Origin of the sequence: Paenibacillus mangrovi (assembly GCF_022898935.1) — a bacterium.
Classification (GTDB): domain Bacteria; phylum Bacillota; class Bacilli; order Paenibacillales; family Paenibacillaceae; genus Paenibacillus_AQ; species Paenibacillus_AQ mangrovi.
In genome coordinates this window covers 714,991-731,796 of sequence record NZ_JALIRP010000001.1, presented here as the reverse complement: position 1 = coordinate 731,796, position 16,806 = coordinate 714,991, and the positions used below count along the sequence as shown (strand labels likewise).

The window sequence follows — 16,806 nt, the reverse complement described above, 5'->3', positions numbered from 1 at the left end:
GGAACTTTTTAGTTATGGATGAGACGGTAGACCATGCAGGCGGTATAAACATCGTACGATTCCGAATTGATGGTTACATCATATCCTATGAGCTCGCAAATTTTTTTAATGCGATATTTCACCGTATTTTTGTGGACGAACAACAGCTTGCTGCAGTCATCCATGTTTCCCTTCGCATCTAGAAGAAAAGTCATCAGGGTTGTCAAAGCGTCAGGGTCGTCCAACATCGGCTCCAGGACGGACAAGCATTCTTCCGTGATCTCTTCCCCTTGTTTGCTGATGTCGATGGCCCGTTTCATGGAACGGACTTCAGCCGCGGTGTATAGTTTGCGGTTATGATAGATGCGGTGAACCTCTTTAGAGGCTTCGTTTACGAGCTGGTACATTCGGCGTACATCCTGTGTGTTCCGCATCTTCGGAGAATAAACGATGCTTGATATTTCAGCGATGAGACTCGTGGTTTCGATATATTCTGCTGCGATTTCAAACTCATTGTATTTATAGGAACAATTCCCTAGCAAAACTACAATGCAGTGATCGATCGTTTGAATGACCGCGGTTTTATAATATTGCGAGAGATGCGCTTTTAAGTCTTCCCTTATCCTTCTTTCCTCCGACAAATCCTGAATGTAAACGAGCCACATCATTTGGATGGCGGAAACGTCGATATAAAGCAAACTGGCCAATCTGCGCATTTTTTCGCTTTCATCATTCACGATGGCTTTAACCAGAGCATATTCGCTGACCTCGTTATGCTTATCTCCCCACAAATTGATGGCCACCTGCACAACCTCGCTGATTTGATCCATCGTCTTCGGAGGCAGCTTCGTATTTTCTTTAATGAGAAACAGGTAAAGGGCCTCCCCGTTTTTTTGATGAACACGTTTGTATTCAACAAAGCAGGACGAATCCAGCTCTCCTTCTCCCATTCTGCCGTTCAAAATGGAAGGCGCCATGGACTGAATCAGATTCGCAACTTGGAGCGATGAATTCCGCGGCCACATGACACGATTGATGATATCCAGATTGCTGTTTGTCAGAACGATGTTCGCTTTCATCCGATCCGACAGCAGTTTAAGGGTGATTTCCACACTCCGCAAATGTTCCGGCAGCAGCGAGACCTTTTCCAGTGATTCATTCACGAAATGCTCATTCACATTCTGATTGCTTACGATCGCCTCCATGACTTCATAAATGACTTCATTATACCTAAGAGAGTAATCGTTTCTCGGCATGCAAATGATAATAAAATCCAGAGATTCGGCCAGCTCGAGCACTTCATCGGCTATATCTGGCATTACAATGCCAACATAGTACAAAATCAATCCCACTTCACCAAGGTCATGCAAATATTGAACCGTTTTGCACTGCTGCTCCACGCTGTCCCTAATGGAATAAAAAGAGCTAATGACCAGCTCTTCGGCATACCACTCTTCTTGAACGGTTTGAATAATTTGCGAGAAGAAATTGACATCCGCCACCTCTAAAACAGATAAAGAGGAAACGGTCTGATGAAGCCTGCTTGTTCCAGTGACCACCTGAGCTCCTCTAAACGAAGGCAGCTGCAGTAAATCTTTAACGGTTACCCCAATTCAACCACCACTTTTTTGTTCGATTCAAGCTGCTCCTATTCTTCAATCTGTACGATATCTTGCTCATATATACTTCTCTACATCTTTAATAGATAATTCATCCAGAAGGAGATCCTCGTAGAAATAGCCTGTTAAAACCAAGCTAGGATGCTCGGCATAACGCAGCATCCTAAGATAGGTTTCATTAATATTAGTATAACCCTCGTTATGATAAAATAAGTTCCATTGCCAACTTGGAATTACTCGGCTTGGTCCACTATGATGCTGAGGATCAAAAATCGACTCGTACAAATATTCATCCCCTGTTAAGGATTTCTTATAAAGGATCCGCGAGGAGCCAGCCGCTACGGTTAGTAGGTGCAAGTGGTGGCCGCTGAAGCCTCTCCCCTGCCAAATACTCCTAGCGACCGAGATCGAATTCATTATTTTTGTGGTTACAGTATGTCCATAATTACTTTCGTGTGAGGTAGATAATTCACAGTAATTGTTAGATCCTCAAAAGAATCAAGCGGTATTAGAGAATAATAGAATTCTCCATCAATATAAGCGTAGTATGGGTAACCCCATGACTTACCTGACATCTCAACAGTGACACTGTTAGTTAAATGACCTGTCACCTCGGCATAGTTACCTGTAATCACAGCAGGTAGGTCTAACCAAGTCGGAACTGCAACATAGAAACAGAAGGTAGGTATGCCAATAAATAAAACTAACGTGAAAACATAAGATAATCCAATCCCGAAAATATGTTTCACTTTGCCGAAAACCGTCCGCCTAACCTTTTTGATTCTCTTTTTTCGTGGATTTATTTTTCGATTTTTCCAAGTTTCCCATACAATTTTGTAGAGGAAAATCCAGAGAATAAAACTTCCGAGTGAGGAGAATAACAATAAACTTAGCCAATACACGACCACTTAATTTCCAACCTTTCAAGGTAAAGCTCAACCACCAGTAGCCGCTTTCTGGACTGACTAGTGTTGCTCATTTCTGGTTCTTACGATTAGCTTAAATCACTGCTTGAAAAGACTACGTTCGATGCTCTCCCGGTTCCCTGCATAAAATATTGAATTCTCCGTTCATGCTCTATATCATCATAAAAAGCGTGCTGAAGAAGTTTGAATGCTTTTAGCTTATGGATCTCTTACTTTTCTTCAAGCGTTTTTAATGACTCCGCCGTAAAATGATAAAACGCCATGGCATCCTCCTCGGTGGCAAAACCAGCCTGTGCCATCTTATCGCTGCCTCCGCCTTTACCGCGATAATCGGCCAGATGCTGCTTGAAGAACGCACCGCATGCGAGTTCGCTCTCTCCTCCTTGGGCGAGGAGCACCTTATTGCCTTTGTTGGACACGAAGAGCACGCTAACGTCAGCTTGGTCGGTGAGATTGGCCGCCAGGTTCTGCATATCCTTTAGCGGCTTGTCCGCAAATGCATGCTTGATCAGGCTGCCCTGACGCTTAGCCAACAGCTTCCCGGCCAGGTAAGAGTCATTCTCGGTCTTCACGGCGTTCAATTCAACCTGAAGCTGCTTCTGCTCCTCATCCCACTTCGCGATCCGATCCAGGATCTCTTCCTTTGCGGTATTGAACCTGGCCGATAGTTTGCTTAGGATCTCCAATCCGGTATTAAATTCTTTCAACGCACGATGTCCGCATTTAAAATAGATACGCAAATGCCCCTTCTGCTTCTCTGCTCTTAGCAGTTTGATCATTCCGATCTCACCCGTTGCGGAGACATGTGTACCGCCGCAGGCGTTATATTCGACACCTTCGATTTCAACTATCCGGATATCGTCAGTTACCTTCGGCTGCTTTACCAGCGGCAGGACGGCCACCTGCTCCCGGCTCACAAAATAATTCGTTACCTTTCGGTTAAGGTAAATCTGATCATTGACTTTGAGCTCCAGCATCATCAGCTGGTCCTGCGGCAGATCAGATCGGGCGATATCAATGGTGGCGTAATCCTGACCCAAGTGGAAGCTGAGCGTCTCCGCCTGGCATACCTCCAGACACATGGCTGACAGCAGATGCTGGCCGCTGTGATGCTGCATATGGTCGAACCTTCTACCCCAATCCAAAAGGCAGCGAACCTCTTCCTTCTCAGGAAAACGCTCGACTTTATGGAGAATTTCTCCTTCCTCATGAACGACATCTAGAACCGGAATTTTATCGATCCACCCCAAATCACAGGGCTGCCCTCCGCCGTGCGGATAAAAGGCCGTCTCCTCCATTACCAGAAATATTCCGTCCTCCCGCTCCAGTTTACGTGTGATTCGTGTCTCCCACTCCCGTATATAAGCGGATTCATAATATAGCTTCTTCGTCATCTTCATGTCCTCACTGTTCTCTGGTTAAATTTACTTTAGTATCAGCTTACTACAAAACGGTCCTACAGTGCCAAATCTCCGGAATAAAAAAAGACCGCCTGCCAGCGATGCTAACAGCACAGTCAAATAGCCATTATTCAAATCTGTTATACCAGTCCTGACATACACAAAACATATGTCCATCCGGATCATAGACTTCAAAATACTTACCGCATCCTGGGTTATCATATCGGTCTGTTACTCTTACTCCTTCTTCTTTGAGTTGCTTATATAAACTATCAATGTCCTTGGTTCCTATTTCAAATATTGCATGTTCTTTCTGATTTACTGATTCAAATTTTAGTGCGTTTTCAACCTTCATAACAGGACTTAAAAAAATGGTTGGACTGTTTCCAATCTTAATCAATGCATTTGTATACTTCCCTTTCTCTTGCCCACGAACGAGTTCAAATCCAAGCTGTTTAACAAAAAAATCTACAGATTTTTCAACATTACTCACTGGCAAATGTAAACAGTGGAAACCTATGATTCTATCCATCAATTAACCATCTCCTTTATTAGCCGATCGTTTCTCGCGGACCGAGGGCCGAATGTCCCGAAACATGATAACCTCAAAATATTCCATTATCCTCAACTTGATCCAAAAAACCCCTTACCTCTTTCCTTGACTTTAATATTACAACTTGTTTTCGATCTTTTACTTGTTCAAGCGCTGTAATAACCTTTGGTTTACTTCTCTTCTTATAATTCCAGACCCAAATAATAAAAGCCCAATCCAGTTTTTCAGGGCATTCCTCATTCAGGTCAGGTCGTGTTTTTCCATGATATATTATTCTTCTTTTTAATATCCTATAGATACATAAGAGTCTAGGCATATCTAAAAATATCACTGCATCTGCTTCATTCAATCTGATTTCTAGTGTTCTTGAGTAATTTCCATCCATAATCCACTTATCTTTGCTTACAGCATCTAAAAGAAATTCATCCCATTCGTCGTTTGGGCTTGGAGTCCAATTGGGTTTCCAATAAAATCGATCTAGATGAATAACCGGTAACGCTAAAAGTTCACTGAGTTTTTGAGATAAGGTAGATTTACCCGAGCCAGCTGATCCTATTACAATTATTCGATTCATTAAGTTCATCCTCCTTTCGCTCTTCGACGATTTCATCTAACGTTTCTGCATTCACGACGTCCTACTGACTTATGGCTTCTCGATCATCTTCAATCATCAATTGATACATGTTTTTACATGTGTTATTATATAGTTAATAAAGACCAAGTGCGCTAACACTTGGTCCATACAATTGGCTTGGATGGGTATTCCCTTCTTGGTCAGTGCGGAACAAACCCACCTTCGACTTCCAATCTTAGGGTGGGTTTTTACTTTCTCTTGTTGTTATTATTAATGTAGGTTAAAAGAGCAAGAATGAACGATCCAAATAGGAACATAATCGTTAATGCATCCTTAACTTCCATGGCTTCACCTCCTTTCGAAGGGAAACCCTGCCCACCCAAGATTCAATTGTATCTATATTTTACCTTTATTTACACATACGTACAAGTGTTCTCATATAGTTTTTATAAGTTTTTGCAATTGCATTGTGGTGTTATCCGAAGTTCATTGGCTTCTTTGAATATTCGTTAAATTTTTTTACACTTTATAATAAAAGTTGCAGGATATAATTCAGCCTTAATACTTGAGTACCAAGAGTTCTCATTTTTAGTTTCTCTATCTATCTTCACTTCTTCCAAGACCTTCTCAATAATAAAACCTACTTCAATCAATTCATTAATATATGTACTTATTTTACGATGAAAGAAAACAGCTGGCCGAGGCTTCCATGCCTCATGAAGTGCCGGTTTCTCTTCGTTATATGAAGCATTAAATCTTATGATTTCATTATCAAGTATTACTCGGCTATGTATTGGATGTTCCCAACTAAAAATAAACGTCCCACCTGGTCTTAAATATGAATGTATGTTATGAAGTGTCTTTTTAAGATCCAACGTCCACCCTAAGGCATAAATTGAATAAACATAATCAAAATAACAATGGGGAATTCCAGGGTCTTGTTCCATAGAAGACTCTAATAATTTCACTTTTTCATTGTACCCACAAACCTTTTGCGCAGTCTGGATCTGCACAGTCGAGAGATCAAGACCCCATATCTCTTCAACTCCTTGTTCAAGCATATACATGATAGAGTGACCGCTTCCGCAACCAATTTCCAAAGCTCTCTTACCTGTAATATCTCCAAAGAGATTTAGTTCCTCTTCTGATGGAGAGTGTGGTCCATAGACAGGCAATGCCGTTCTACCGAAAAATCTTTCAGCTGCAGCGTCCCAGCTATCTTTATTAATAGTCAGACCTTCATTAAGTGAAATATTCATTCAATCACCTCTTAGTTTTTTTTCATATGAATTTCAGATAACGTTCTTGTATCTACAAACCCGAGAGGCTTAAGGCGCTCAGCGCCGCGTCCGACGGACTTAGCCTCGTAGGGTTGTGAGCTGATTCAACTTCTCTGCTTACCACATCTTGCGAACCAAGGGCAAAGCCCGCAGCGTAGATACGATGTCATCGCCCTCTTCGAGATACATACAATTTGACTCTACACTATCAATATCCGTTAGTCTTTAACTGAGATACAATTAATTTTAGTTCATTTAAGTCTTCTATAACTACATTAGCCTGAGAAAGTTCATATTCTTGTGCAAAATCAAAATTACATCCTATTGCAACCAAACCATTATCCTTAGCTGCATTTATATCCGAAATTCGGTCCCCTACTACTGCACCATGAGTAATACCATACTTATCTATAATAGTCTTCACTAAATCTGATTTATTCAACGATTCTATTTGCTAGATACTAAATGTTTCAGTAACCCAGTTATCCAAATTATAAAAATTTACAATCGCAACTAAATGTATTTATCAATAGGAGTTTCTTTATCCCATTTATTTAGTGATTTCTGATGATTAAAAGTATCTTTGAGTGATATTTCTAAAATCTTATCTGTTTGAAAAAGTGTTCCATCCATATCAAAGATGAGTGATTGAACCATTGACTTCTACTCCTTTTCTTGTCCTCTACAACAAATTATATTTCCCATATTGCCATCTCAAATAAAAATACCCGTTTATACAAATTGCCTTTGACATTCTGTGTTTGCGCTGATTTCTTATAACGTTTGTGTTTTCCCGACGCCTCACCGCCTTAAGCCCGAAGGGCGGACGCGATGCGGTTAGTCGGTGCGGATGTGTCCGGCTGATTCCACTTCCCTGCTCCTGCCAATTACTTTTTCGAACACACATCGGACTCCTGCCGGACCGAGGGGCGAATGCCCTCGAAACGTGAACATAGTGTTAGCAGAGGTTCCCTCTTCTCGAATTACTTTTAATCTATAGCTCTAAATATTATTGCTTTTACCTTTTTGTATATTCTTCAATTCAATCAGTTGTACACAACTCATTATAAAAACTATTAATAAAGATATAATAATTTCCCATTTCAATATTAATAGTGTTTCTGAATCAGGGTTCAGTAAGCTTCGAGACGATAGGCCCCAATTTAAGTAGTTCAAGGCATGTGATACTAAAGTTGCAGATGATATTAATATCCCGTTCTCTATAAAACGATAATTATTATGATCTCTATTATATCTTCCATTAACAACAACCTGATAATATGGAAAAATAATTGTTGTTCCAATTGCTGAAAATATTGTTATTACCCACAATTCTTCAACTACATTTACCAGAAACCAAATAGGTAACAAAACGAAATGAAACAAAACTATAGGAATAATATTAAGTGTAAATAGATTTCTTCGAATTACTGAAATTAGGTTTGAAATATCTATCCCTCACATTTCTTGTCTTTGTCCAAGGAATTTCTGCTAGCGTTCATGTGTTCACGAACCCTCACACTCTTGCAGACCAGGGGTGTTATCCCAGTGCGTGAATATGGTGTTATATGATGTCAACGCCTTCTTTGAATTACTTACAAGCTATTCACATCAATCTTTGCAAAAATATATGTATCCCTTAATGTACTTCCATCAACAGATGTATCTTCATTTCTTAATGTCCCTTCCAATGTAAATCCTAATCTTTCTGGAATTGACCTACTCTTATCATTTAATGTGTCACAACGGATTTCTACTCTTCGAGCCTTTAATACATAAAATGCAAAGTCTGAAATACCTTGTACTGCTTCGGTCATGTATCCTTGTCCACTATGACGTGAGTCTATCCAATATCCAATTTCGAATTTAGGTATGTTCCAGTTGGGATTATGTAGACCTGAGGACCCAATATATTGATTGGTTTCCTTATGAAAGACAAGAAATCTAAGATCTTCTCTCTTTAAGAATCTCAAATGTGCTTCCCTTAAATTGGCCTCTATTATTTGTTCTGACTGCTCTTTCTGTGCAAAAGGAAGCCATCTTCTCAATTCATTTATCGAAGCCATAATCGATTCATAAACTACCTTTCCATCTCCAGGTAAAGGACTTCTGATCAGTAATCTTTCAGTAAAAAATTGACTTGGGAAATCTAATAATATTGGATTCAAGAAAACATCTCCTTAAAATATTTTGTTTGCATTTATGTCTTAGCGGGGATTTCCTATAACGTTCTTGCATTCACGACGTCCTACCGACTTAAGGCCCTTCAGGGCCGGCCGCGATGCGGTTAGTCGGTGCGGATGTGTCCCGTCACCCTTACTTCCAGGACCGAGGGGCGTTAGCTCCGTAGCTTGAATTCGGTGTTATTGGATGTTAATGCCATCTTTGATACAGCAAACCACTTGTTCTTTCAATTTAAAAATATACTTCCTTCAACCATGGTGACTTAAGTCACGCTTTCTTCAATGAAAACAGAATATAGATCGTATCAATTTCATGGGATTCTTCCAAAACCCACGAGGTTTGAGATAATATTCTCTGCAACCCCTCCAGCCCAAGATATCGGATTTGCACGCCAATAAACTCTGTAAATCCCAGATATCCCGGATTTACATGCGACCGGTCGAATATTAAGGAACCCGTAACCCGGGCGTCCGCCGGGGAGTTAGTAAAGAAATGGTTTAAATTTTCAATGATATCTGAATCCAAACCGTACTCAAAAAGCCCTCCCTCCGATGAACAGAGCTGAGTCCAGCCGGATCGTTCCAAACTCATCTTTAGTAATGCCTCCGATTGGCTCCAGTCATAATGAATGATATTGAGGGTAATGTCTAGGCCATGGAAGCGTTCCCCCGGCTGCTTCAAAACATCGATGCACCGTTTTGCGAAATTGGGTCCGTAGGTATCTATATCTAAAATGTTTATCTCAATCTTCCGTCCCTTGAGTAATTCCGGATCCGATTCCTGAATTAGAATCAGGGTGTTGATACTGTCGGTGGCGGCCCCCCCAGCGATATTGAAGAAACAAAGGTTCCGTTCAGGGAATTGTTTAAGCTGGATCTGCAAAAGTTTCGACTGGCGCCGGCAAAGATCCCTCAGCCTGATCCGAAGTCCCATGAAAGAGGTTTGCTTTACCGCCCACTTGTCCCGGAAACCTAATTTTATCCCCCGGCTTAAGTCGGGGCCAAGTTTGTACAACAAGGTACGCATGCCGCTAAGATAAGAATTGTCAACATTCGACATTTTCACAAAGATGTTCCGGATAAAGCCAGGCATCTTCTTTAATGATTCAATGCTCCGGGCTGACTTGAGGCAGCTCAAATGATACGCCTGTTCATCAATACTTCCGTTGAAAAGGGGATGAGTAATATCCAATATCGGAAATTGAATATCATTCTCGAAAACCGCATAGGGAATTGGCTGATCTTGATTTGCATTCATAATTTTCAACTCCACCTCACTTGAAACGATGATTTTAATCTAACTAAAACCCAAAGCGAGCGTAATTGATCTTCCTTGAAGAATTCCGGAGAATCTGTCCTCGAATAGTACATTAATCCCAAGACTTCTTGAAACTTCAATTCTTACTTCGTTTGGAAATACAGCACTAATATCATGAAGGAACCAGCAAGCTCTTCATCATATACTCTAGCTCCGAACTCTTCGCATTTCCCTCTGCCGTTTCTACTTCCTTTCTACACCGCTCTGCTGTCTTTTGATGTAAGGAGCCAATGCCTGAATATATTGTTATCGGATTTCAATGCCTTCCTCGATTTAACTCACATTTGTCCGTCGGAAGTCAGTGCTAGAGGTTTAACTCTTCTCTATGCTTTTCAACAAATTCGTCTTTCGTTAATCCATACAATATGAAGTCTTTAAATTTCCCATTAATATAGACCACCTGTCGCCGTATGCCTTCCTGAATACATCCGAGTTTCTCCATCATCTTTGCAGATGCTTCATTTCCCTCAAGAACAGAGTCGTTGAATTTATTAAGCCTTCGTTCCAGGAATGCGTACCTTAACAGAATCTTCATCACTCTTGTGCCATAACCCATACCACGATATTCTTTATCTATTACTATTCCGATACTGAACGTACCATTTCTTTCATTAATACTATTAAGATTGATACCTCCTATGCTTTCACCTTCTAAGGTCTCAAGAGTAAACATGATTCTTCCATTTGTTGATGAAAAATCAGCATTTTCCTCTGCAAATTTCTTTGAATCCGCAGTAGTTGGCGGCAATTCTGTCGAACATTCTAGAAGACGACGTGCAGGAGTATCAAATTTACTAACATAATCTCCTTTCCAATCATCTGGAAGTATTGCACGTAATCTGACTTTATCATCCTGCCAAAAGTATTCACTATAATCTATTTTCATTGAATTTTCCTCCATCGCTTGTTCCTCCTCGATTTTCTTTTTACCTAATACAAAAATTGTTTGCATTGATTTCCGATAACGTTCTTGTATCTACGAACCCTCACCACCTTAAAGGAGCGTTAGCGACTGGCCGCGGCGCGGTTAGGTGGTGTAGGGTTGTTTGCCTGATTCCATTTCTTCGAAAATCTTCGGGCAAACCAAGGGGTGTTAGCCCCGTGGCGTAGATACGTTGTTATATGACGTACTTTCTTCTTTGAACAAACTTTCATTTGTTATCCTGAATTTTCATTCTTTGGCTTTTTCTAATCTTTCAAAAGATGTTTGAGGGAATTCTATTCCCCATAATCTCTTATATTCTTGTCCTAAATTTCTTAATTTTATTATTTCTCGATATACTCTATTAATTATAGTAAATAGAATGTGATTGTCCCCAATACCAATTCAGTAATAAAAAATTGCTGAACTTAAATTGTTTACCGTGCCAATATCCCAACCTGTCTGCCTACTAATTCTAAACACGTTAACCATTAGCTCGAAAGGAAACAAAGCACATAGAGCATACTGACTAAATTTATCTTTATGATCCGGCACAATTGCATACCTCCCTTTCATTTATCAATAAGCTTTACCGGAGATTTCACATAACTCATATTCTATAAATTTCGCAATCCTTGCTCCCAGAAATATAATTGCGAAATTCGTAATTAACCCTTTACGAAGTATGTTATGCGAATATTCCATATTATTCAATCTCTTTCGGATCAGTGGAACAGCAAAAGTGCACGAAATTAAATCTAATTGAAAACTTTCAATCTGTTGTCGATCGGTAAAATGATGGAAAAAGATATTCTGTTAGTCAATTATGTTGCTGTTTTTTTCGTGAAAAAAGAGCCGCCGAGGCAGCTCCTTTAATTTTACTTGGAGAAATATTCAGTCAAAACAGGAGCGAGGAAATCCGGAGCCACGTTATGATCCTGACTCTCCAAGATGTGGCACTTTGCATTGGGGAGTCTGTCCACGAGCGTTTTTACCGCATTTTGCTGGTATTCAGGACTTGTCCCTCCACCCACCACGAGCGTAGGGATCGAGACGGAAGACCACCGCTCGGCTGGCAATGGGTTGCCCGACATGGTGTCACCCATGATGATGCCATCATAGACCAATGTGTGCGCTACATCTTCCATCGCAGGCCAGAATGGCGCACTTCGCATCGGAGCAACGAAATCGGCAGGAACGCCTGCTGCTTTCGTCAAGAAATACTCAACTGCGTCGCCTCGGCGACCCAATGCTGTCAGCTCTTTGAGCTGCTTTAAATAATCCTCCGGCAGAGGATGACGCGAATTGTCAACGACGAACGGTGGCTCGTACAATGCCAGCTTCGTGATAGCAAGCTTGCGAGCTGCTTCTAGGGCAAGAACTCCTCCGGAAGACATGCCGAATACGAATGCCGATCCACCAGCCTCGTTGATAAGAGTTTCGATATCTTCGACTTCGCGCTCAACTGCGTACGGCGCCGTGTCGCCGCTATCCCCTCGACCCCGACGATCGTAGTTGAATACGGTAAAGTGGGGTGACAGAAGCGAAGCAAGCTGCAACATCATCTGATCCGAACGAGTTTGGAATGCAGCGCATACCAGGATGATCGCCGGTCCATTCCCGGATATATCAAACGCAATGGTGGTTCCATCTTTCGAAAGTATTTTTTTCATTGTATTTGCCTCCTGAGATTTATAATTCACTTCTGAATGACCATTAGTCTGTTTTCAAAAACCTCCCCTTTCTTTGATGCTAGCTATTTATTAGTATCTGTAGTATAAAGCGTGACGTCGCGTAAGGTGCAAGAGGGTTAGGGACTTCTTTTTATGTTCGTTGCGCAAATAACTTTCCACTAGTTAAGAAAAAGCAGCTGAAGAAAAAGTCGGCTACCTTCAAATGTCTTAAATTATTAATTAATTTTTTAGTTGGATATCATCTTCGAAGAGGCACTTACCCTCAATCAAATTCTGCCCTGAAAATTGTCATCCATTTCAATTATCTTTAAATGACTATTTCCATTCATCTGTTGAATGATTTGAATTCTATACTCACCAGGTTCAGTCTGATCACGACTTCAGATGCACCTTCGGCTATTCTGCAATCTTTGTAATTAATTCATCTATACAATCTGTTAAAAATGACCCTGGTATGCTAATTTCATCATTATTATTCCAGAATTTAATATTCGCCCAACCCTTATGCTCTAAAGAAAGGGATATATTGATCATCTTTTAAGTACCTCAGATAATAAGTTTTTAAAGGATGTCGCCTAACGTTCTTGTATTCACAAGTCCGAGAGGCTTAAGGCGCATAGCGCCGGGGCGAAAACTTAGCCTCGCAGAGGTTGTCCGGCTGAATATGCTTCCTGGCTTCTTAACTTCGGTCGGACCAAGGGCGTCAGCCCGCCGCGTGAATACGATGTTTTATGACGCACTCGACTTCTTCGAGTTACTTTCACACTGCCTTACTGTTTCTATTTTTACTCTATTAAAGTATATTTCAGTAAAGGCTTTTTATAAACCGTCACTTACTTATTTGTTACCGAGTTGTTCCGCCAAACCGATTAGAAGTCCTTCAATTCCACGAATGTAGCAGAGCCGATACGAGTCCTCGTACTGAACCACTTCGCCAACGAGCTGAGCACCATACTTACTGAGTCTGGATACCATTTCATCAATGTCTTGAACTGTAAACATGACGCGTAGATAACCGAGGGAGTTTACAGGAGCAGTCCGGTGATCTGATATAGTAGGTGGGGTGAGAAATCTCGAAAGTTCAAGTCGGCTGTGGCCATCTGGGGTAACCATCATAGCAATCTCTACACACTGAGAACCTAGTCCGGTTACGCAACCAGCCCATTCACCTTCGACATTGGCTCGCCCTTCGAGGCTCAAGCCAATCTCCTCGAAGAAAGAGATTGCGTTATCAAGGGATTCTACAACGATGCCGACATTGTCCATTCTTAGTAATTTGTTTTTTGTCATAGTTTTATCTCCTCGTGTACAAATTTTCTACCTGATCATCTTCAATATTGTTCAAATCAAGAATAATTATATTATTCTAAAAATAATGCTTTGTAACAATTGTTGACAACAATAAGAAGTCATAGTATAGGAAAATGTGAAATTGGATTTGCGGGTATGTCATATAACGTTATTGTGTACCCGATGCCTCACTGACTTAAGCCCCGTAGGGGCGGCTGCGACGCGGTTAGTCAGTGCAAGTGTGTCTGCCTGTCTAAGCTTCCTCGAAATTCCTCGGGCAGACCAAGGGGCGTAAGCCCCTCAGCAGGAAAACAGTGTTATCTGTTGTAGCTGCCTTCTTCGAATCAACCCTCAAAATCGCCCTTATTTATGTAGTTTACATGTTTATTATATAAATTTAATTGCTTTATCACTTCATTCCATCTACTCTCCATATCTTCCTGGTAAATAAATGGTTGGAATCCTATATTCAAATAGGTCTTTATTGCAGACAATCGATGATCATGTGTCACTGCCCTGATAGAGAAGTATCCTCCACTTATTAATCTCTTTACGCTTATTGATGTTATAAATGTTCCAATTGCCTTTCCTCTGTGCTCTGGCCGTGTAATTACAAAACCAACCTCTCCACCGAACGGAAAGTAATGGTGCGAACAATTTGGGTTATGAATGGCAGCTGCTGTGGAAACGATTTGCCCAGTCCCTTCATCTTCTATAATAAATATTCCATTAGGGAGTACAGCATCGTAGAACACTTTAAATCCCTCATCATTCAAATTCCAGCCTTCCAATTCTAATAACTTGTTATACTGATCCTTATCGTCATTGTTGTAGTTTCTTAATATGTATCCATCCGGTAAAGATATATCAGAGAGAGTTTGATCAGAGGGATAGAGTAATATCAAGGACTTGTTAGTTTTAATCATCAGCGCCTCCTGATACTTGATTGTGATAAGTTTTTTATGTATTGCAGCTATTGCAGATAACGTTCTTGTATTCACGAACCCGAGAGGCTTAAGGCGTGAATGCGCCGGGTCCGACGGACTTAGCCTCGCAGGGTTGTGAGCTGATTCCGCTTCTCTGCCCACCTCTTCTTGCGAACCAAGGGCCGAATGGCCCGCAGCGTAGATATGGTGTTATATGATACCACCCGCTTCTTCGACTTTCTCACGAAATATTATTGCTTCACTGCATCTACAATCAATGAAACAAACCCTAATTCTCCGTCTTTATTTCTATGATCAAATCGATAAGACCTATATATAAAGCCTCCTTCAGGATCCCACTCGTTATAATGAAACTTCCCTGTCTCGTCACAATACTCATGTAATTTTACTTCAAATCCAGCTTCTTCGAACATCCCTCGTAATGTCCGGTAATTGTGTACGATCTTATGACTAGCAGCAGGATGATCGGAAGGTCCCGGTCCGCCAATCTGAACAATGTTCTGATACCATTCATTCTGGAAAAATCCATCTGGAACCGCACAGCGTATATATCCCCCTGGCTTCAAAAACTCATAACATATTTCAGCTGCTCTTACCCCTTCTTCATAAGTTAGATGTTCCCAAACATGCTCGCATAAAATAGTATCTATTTTCCTATCTCCAAAACTATTCACCCAGTCCTGTCTTACAATCAAGTTTAATTCTTCTTCTTGAGTTTGTATCCATCCCGGATATGATTGTGATGAGGCTCCAACGATGATTTTAATTGATTGAGTTGGAGATAGATTTGTAAGATCAATCATATTGTCTTTCCCCTTTCTTTTATGTTTTACAATTTGGTTTTAGGGTGGTTTCATATAACGTTCTTGTATTCCCGAACCCTCACTGCCTTAAGCGACCGAAGGGAGCGGCCGCGACGCAGTTAGGCAGTGCAGGGTTGTCGTCTGAATCTGCTTCTCCGAAATCCCTCAGGCGACCAAGAGCCGACAGGATCGCAGCGGGAATACGGTGTTAAATGATGTCAGCGTCTTCTTCGAATACTTACAACTATTTTAATCTCCATTGTCATTTAACTGATTACATAGTTTTTCTAAAATTTCATCACTATCACCAGCAATTAGATAATCGTTAGAGCCTAAGTATTGTGGACGTTCTTTATTAATAGCAATAACTTTACCTAAGGGGTTAGCTTTACGATACTTATCGGTTAGATTAATATTCCCTTCATCTCCAAGACCAATGGTAAGCAATAATTCATATCCACCCAAATTATCCACTACATGCTTTTCCTCGGTATAGTATTGGGGGGTAATACCAGTTTTTTCATGAAGACCATCAAGATTTCCTGTGATTAAATCATAGCTGTATAAGTTACATAAATCAGCAATTCTCAAATGAGAAATTGACGGTTCAGAGTATACAAAAAGCCCATGTAACTTTTTTACTTGCGCCAGTCGATTTTCTGATTTGTTCTCGATAAGTTCTATTACATAATCATTCATTGGATTAAATGCTTCATTAATAAGCTGTTCAAGATGAAACATATCGGGTACGCCTGAAGATACGGATATTCCAGCTCCAGTAAACATTAACACCTTCTTGCCCATCAATAATTCTGCAAGCTTATTTACATTAATGCTCTGGGGGCTATTAGATGATGAATTCTGATGAACAACCTGTTCTACTATATTTTTTGGATTTTGATTATTTTTTTGAAAATAAGAATCAAAAGTACGTTTATCAATACTCTCATGATTCGGAAAATACCAATGTTTCTTTCCATCTTCATATTCCTTGCAGGCGACATTCCGCCTAATTAACTCGGATGATAAATTAGAAATTGATTTAGGGAGTTGCTTTTCAGTTATTAACCCAAAATAAAGTCCGATAACACCTTCGCGAATATAAGCACCGCGTTCAATGAAATATCCCCCATGATCCAACTCATTTATACTAAAGATAATATCCACTAAGAAATCACCTACATCCATATATTATGTATAATTTTATTGCATTCTGACTTTCTAGATATAAACAAGTCGGATTAATAGATTTTGATTTTTTGTTTTTAAGCTGATTTCCTATAACTTTATTGTATTCACGAACCCGAGAGCCTTAAGT

General features: G+C 40.5%; 14 protein-coding genes and 1 pseudogene. All 15 read right to left on the bottom strand.

The window, feature by feature from the left end:
* Positions 1-8: 8 nt before the first annotated feature.
* Positions 9-1,538: a PucR family transcriptional regulator gene (locus MUG84_RS03300; RefSeq protein WP_244719834.1), complete on the bottom strand. Its 1,530-nt coding sequence runs from the start codon at positions 1,536-1,538 to the stop codon at positions 9-11.
* A gap of 1,195 nt (positions 1,539-2,733) precedes the next feature.
* Complete coding sequence (locus tag MUG84_RS03295; RefSeq protein ID WP_244719830.1) at positions 2,734-3,918, bottom strand: alanyl-tRNA editing protein; 1,185 nt, start codon at positions 3,916-3,918, stop codon at positions 2,734-2,736.
* Between the two features lie 133 nt (positions 3,919-4,051).
* On the bottom strand, positions 4,052-4,456 hold the full coding sequence (locus MUG84_RS03290) for a VOC family protein (RefSeq protein ID WP_244719824.1): 405 nt from the start codon (positions 4,454-4,456) through the stop codon (positions 4,052-4,054).
* Between the two features lie 73 nt (positions 4,457-4,529).
* On the bottom strand, positions 4,530-5,051 hold the full coding sequence (locus MUG84_RS03285; protein WP_244719805.1) for a DNA topology modulation protein: 522 nt from the start codon (positions 5,049-5,051) through the stop codon (positions 4,530-4,532).
* A gap of 248 nt (positions 5,052-5,299) precedes the next feature.
* Positions 5,300-5,395: a competence inhibitor ComI gene (gene comI, locus MUG84_RS03280; protein WP_227011709.1), complete on the bottom strand. Its 96-nt coding sequence runs from the start codon at positions 5,393-5,395 to the stop codon at positions 5,300-5,302.
* 165 nt (positions 5,396-5,560) lie between these two features.
* Positions 5,561-6,310, bottom strand: a complete 750-nt coding sequence (locus MUG84_RS03275; RefSeq protein ID WP_244719802.1) for a class I SAM-dependent methyltransferase — start codon at positions 6,308-6,310, stop codon at positions 5,561-5,563.
* Between the two features lie 229 nt (positions 6,311-6,539).
* Positions 6,540-6,988, bottom strand: a pseudogene (locus MUG84_RS03270) (hypothetical protein).
* Positions 6,989-7,926: 938 nt separating this feature from the next.
* Complete coding sequence (locus MUG84_RS03265; protein WP_244719801.1) at positions 7,927-8,499, bottom strand: GNAT family N-acetyltransferase; 573 nt, start codon at positions 8,497-8,499, stop codon at positions 7,927-7,929.
* Positions 8,500-8,782: 283 nt separating this feature from the next.
* Complete coding sequence (locus MUG84_RS03260) at positions 8,783-9,772, bottom strand: hypothetical protein (RefSeq protein ID WP_244719798.1); 990 nt, start codon at positions 9,770-9,772, stop codon at positions 8,783-8,785.
* A 364-nt stretch (positions 9,773-10,136) separates the two neighbouring features.
* Complete coding sequence (locus MUG84_RS03255; RefSeq protein ID WP_244719795.1) at positions 10,137-10,733, bottom strand: GNAT family N-acetyltransferase; 597 nt, start codon at positions 10,731-10,733, stop codon at positions 10,137-10,139.
* 899 nt (positions 10,734-11,632) lie between these two features.
* Positions 11,633-12,427, bottom strand: coding sequence for an alpha/beta fold hydrolase (locus MUG84_RS03250; RefSeq protein ID WP_244719790.1), 795 nt, complete (start codon positions 12,425-12,427; stop codon positions 11,633-11,635).
* 858 nt (positions 12,428-13,285) lie between these two features.
* The gene (locus tag MUG84_RS03245) at positions 13,286-13,738 is read right to left on the bottom strand and encodes a VOC family protein (RefSeq protein WP_244719770.1); all 453 of its coding nucleotides are present in this window, start codon (positions 13,736-13,738) and stop codon (positions 13,286-13,288) included.
* A 344-nt stretch (positions 13,739-14,082) separates the two neighbouring features.
* The gene (locus tag MUG84_RS03240) at positions 14,083-14,664 is read right to left on the bottom strand and encodes a GNAT family N-acetyltransferase (protein WP_244719766.1); all 582 of its coding nucleotides are present in this window, start codon (positions 14,662-14,664) and stop codon (positions 14,083-14,085) included.
* Between the two features lie 251 nt (positions 14,665-14,915).
* Positions 14,916-15,488, bottom strand: coding sequence for a class I SAM-dependent methyltransferase (locus MUG84_RS03235; protein WP_244719763.1), 573 nt, complete (start codon positions 15,486-15,488; stop codon positions 14,916-14,918).
* A gap of 249 nt (positions 15,489-15,737) precedes the next feature.
* A complete protein-coding gene (locus MUG84_RS27430; RefSeq protein ID WP_244719760.1) occupies positions 15,738-16,655 on the bottom strand; it encodes a Sir2 family NAD-dependent protein deacetylase in 918 nt (305 codons plus the stop codon).
* Between the last annotated feature and the right edge of the window lie 151 nt (positions 16,656-16,806).

What these genes read in the sequence shown, in the direction of transcription:
- MUG84_RS03260 (WP_244719798.1), bottom strand. Translation starts at nt 9,772, where the DNA reads ATGAATGCAAATCAAGATCAGCCAATTCCCTATGCGGTTTTCGAGAAT.
- comI (WP_227011709.1), bottom strand. Translation starts at nt 5,395, where the DNA reads ATGGAAGTTAAGGATGCATTAACGATTATGTTCCTATTTGGATCGTTC.
- MUG84_RS03255 (WP_244719795.1), bottom strand. Translation starts at nt 10,733, where the DNA reads ATGGAGGAAAATTCAATGAAAATAGATTATAGTGAATACTTTTGGCAG.
- MUG84_RS03295 (WP_244719830.1), bottom strand. Translation starts at nt 3,918, where the DNA reads ATGACGAAGAAGCTATATTATGAATCCGCTTATATACGGGAGTGGGAG.
- MUG84_RS03240 (WP_244719766.1), bottom strand. Translation starts at nt 14,664, where the DNA reads ATGATTAAAACTAACAAGTCCTTGATATTACTCTATCCCTCTGATCAA.
- MUG84_RS03285 (WP_244719805.1), bottom strand. Translation starts at nt 5,051, where the DNA reads ATGAATCGAATAATTGTAATAGGATCAGCTGGCTCGGGTAAATCTACC.
- MUG84_RS03235 (WP_244719763.1), bottom strand. Translation starts at nt 15,488, where the DNA reads ATGATTGATCTTACAAATCTATCTCCAACTCAATCAATTAAAATCATC.
- MUG84_RS03275 (WP_244719802.1), bottom strand. Translation starts at nt 6,310, where the DNA reads ATGAATATTTCACTTAATGAAGGTCTGACTATTAATAAAGATAGCTGG.
- MUG84_RS03290 (WP_244719824.1), bottom strand. Translation starts at nt 4,456, where the DNA reads ATGGATAGAATCATAGGTTTCCACTGTTTACATTTGCCAGTGAGTAAT.
- MUG84_RS03250 (WP_244719790.1), bottom strand. Translation starts at nt 12,427, where the DNA reads ATGAAAAAAATACTTTCGAAAGATGGAACCACCATTGCGTTTGATATA.
- MUG84_RS03245 (WP_244719770.1), bottom strand. Translation starts at nt 13,738, where the DNA reads ATGACAAAAAACAAATTACTAAGAATGGACAATGTCGGCATCGTTGTA.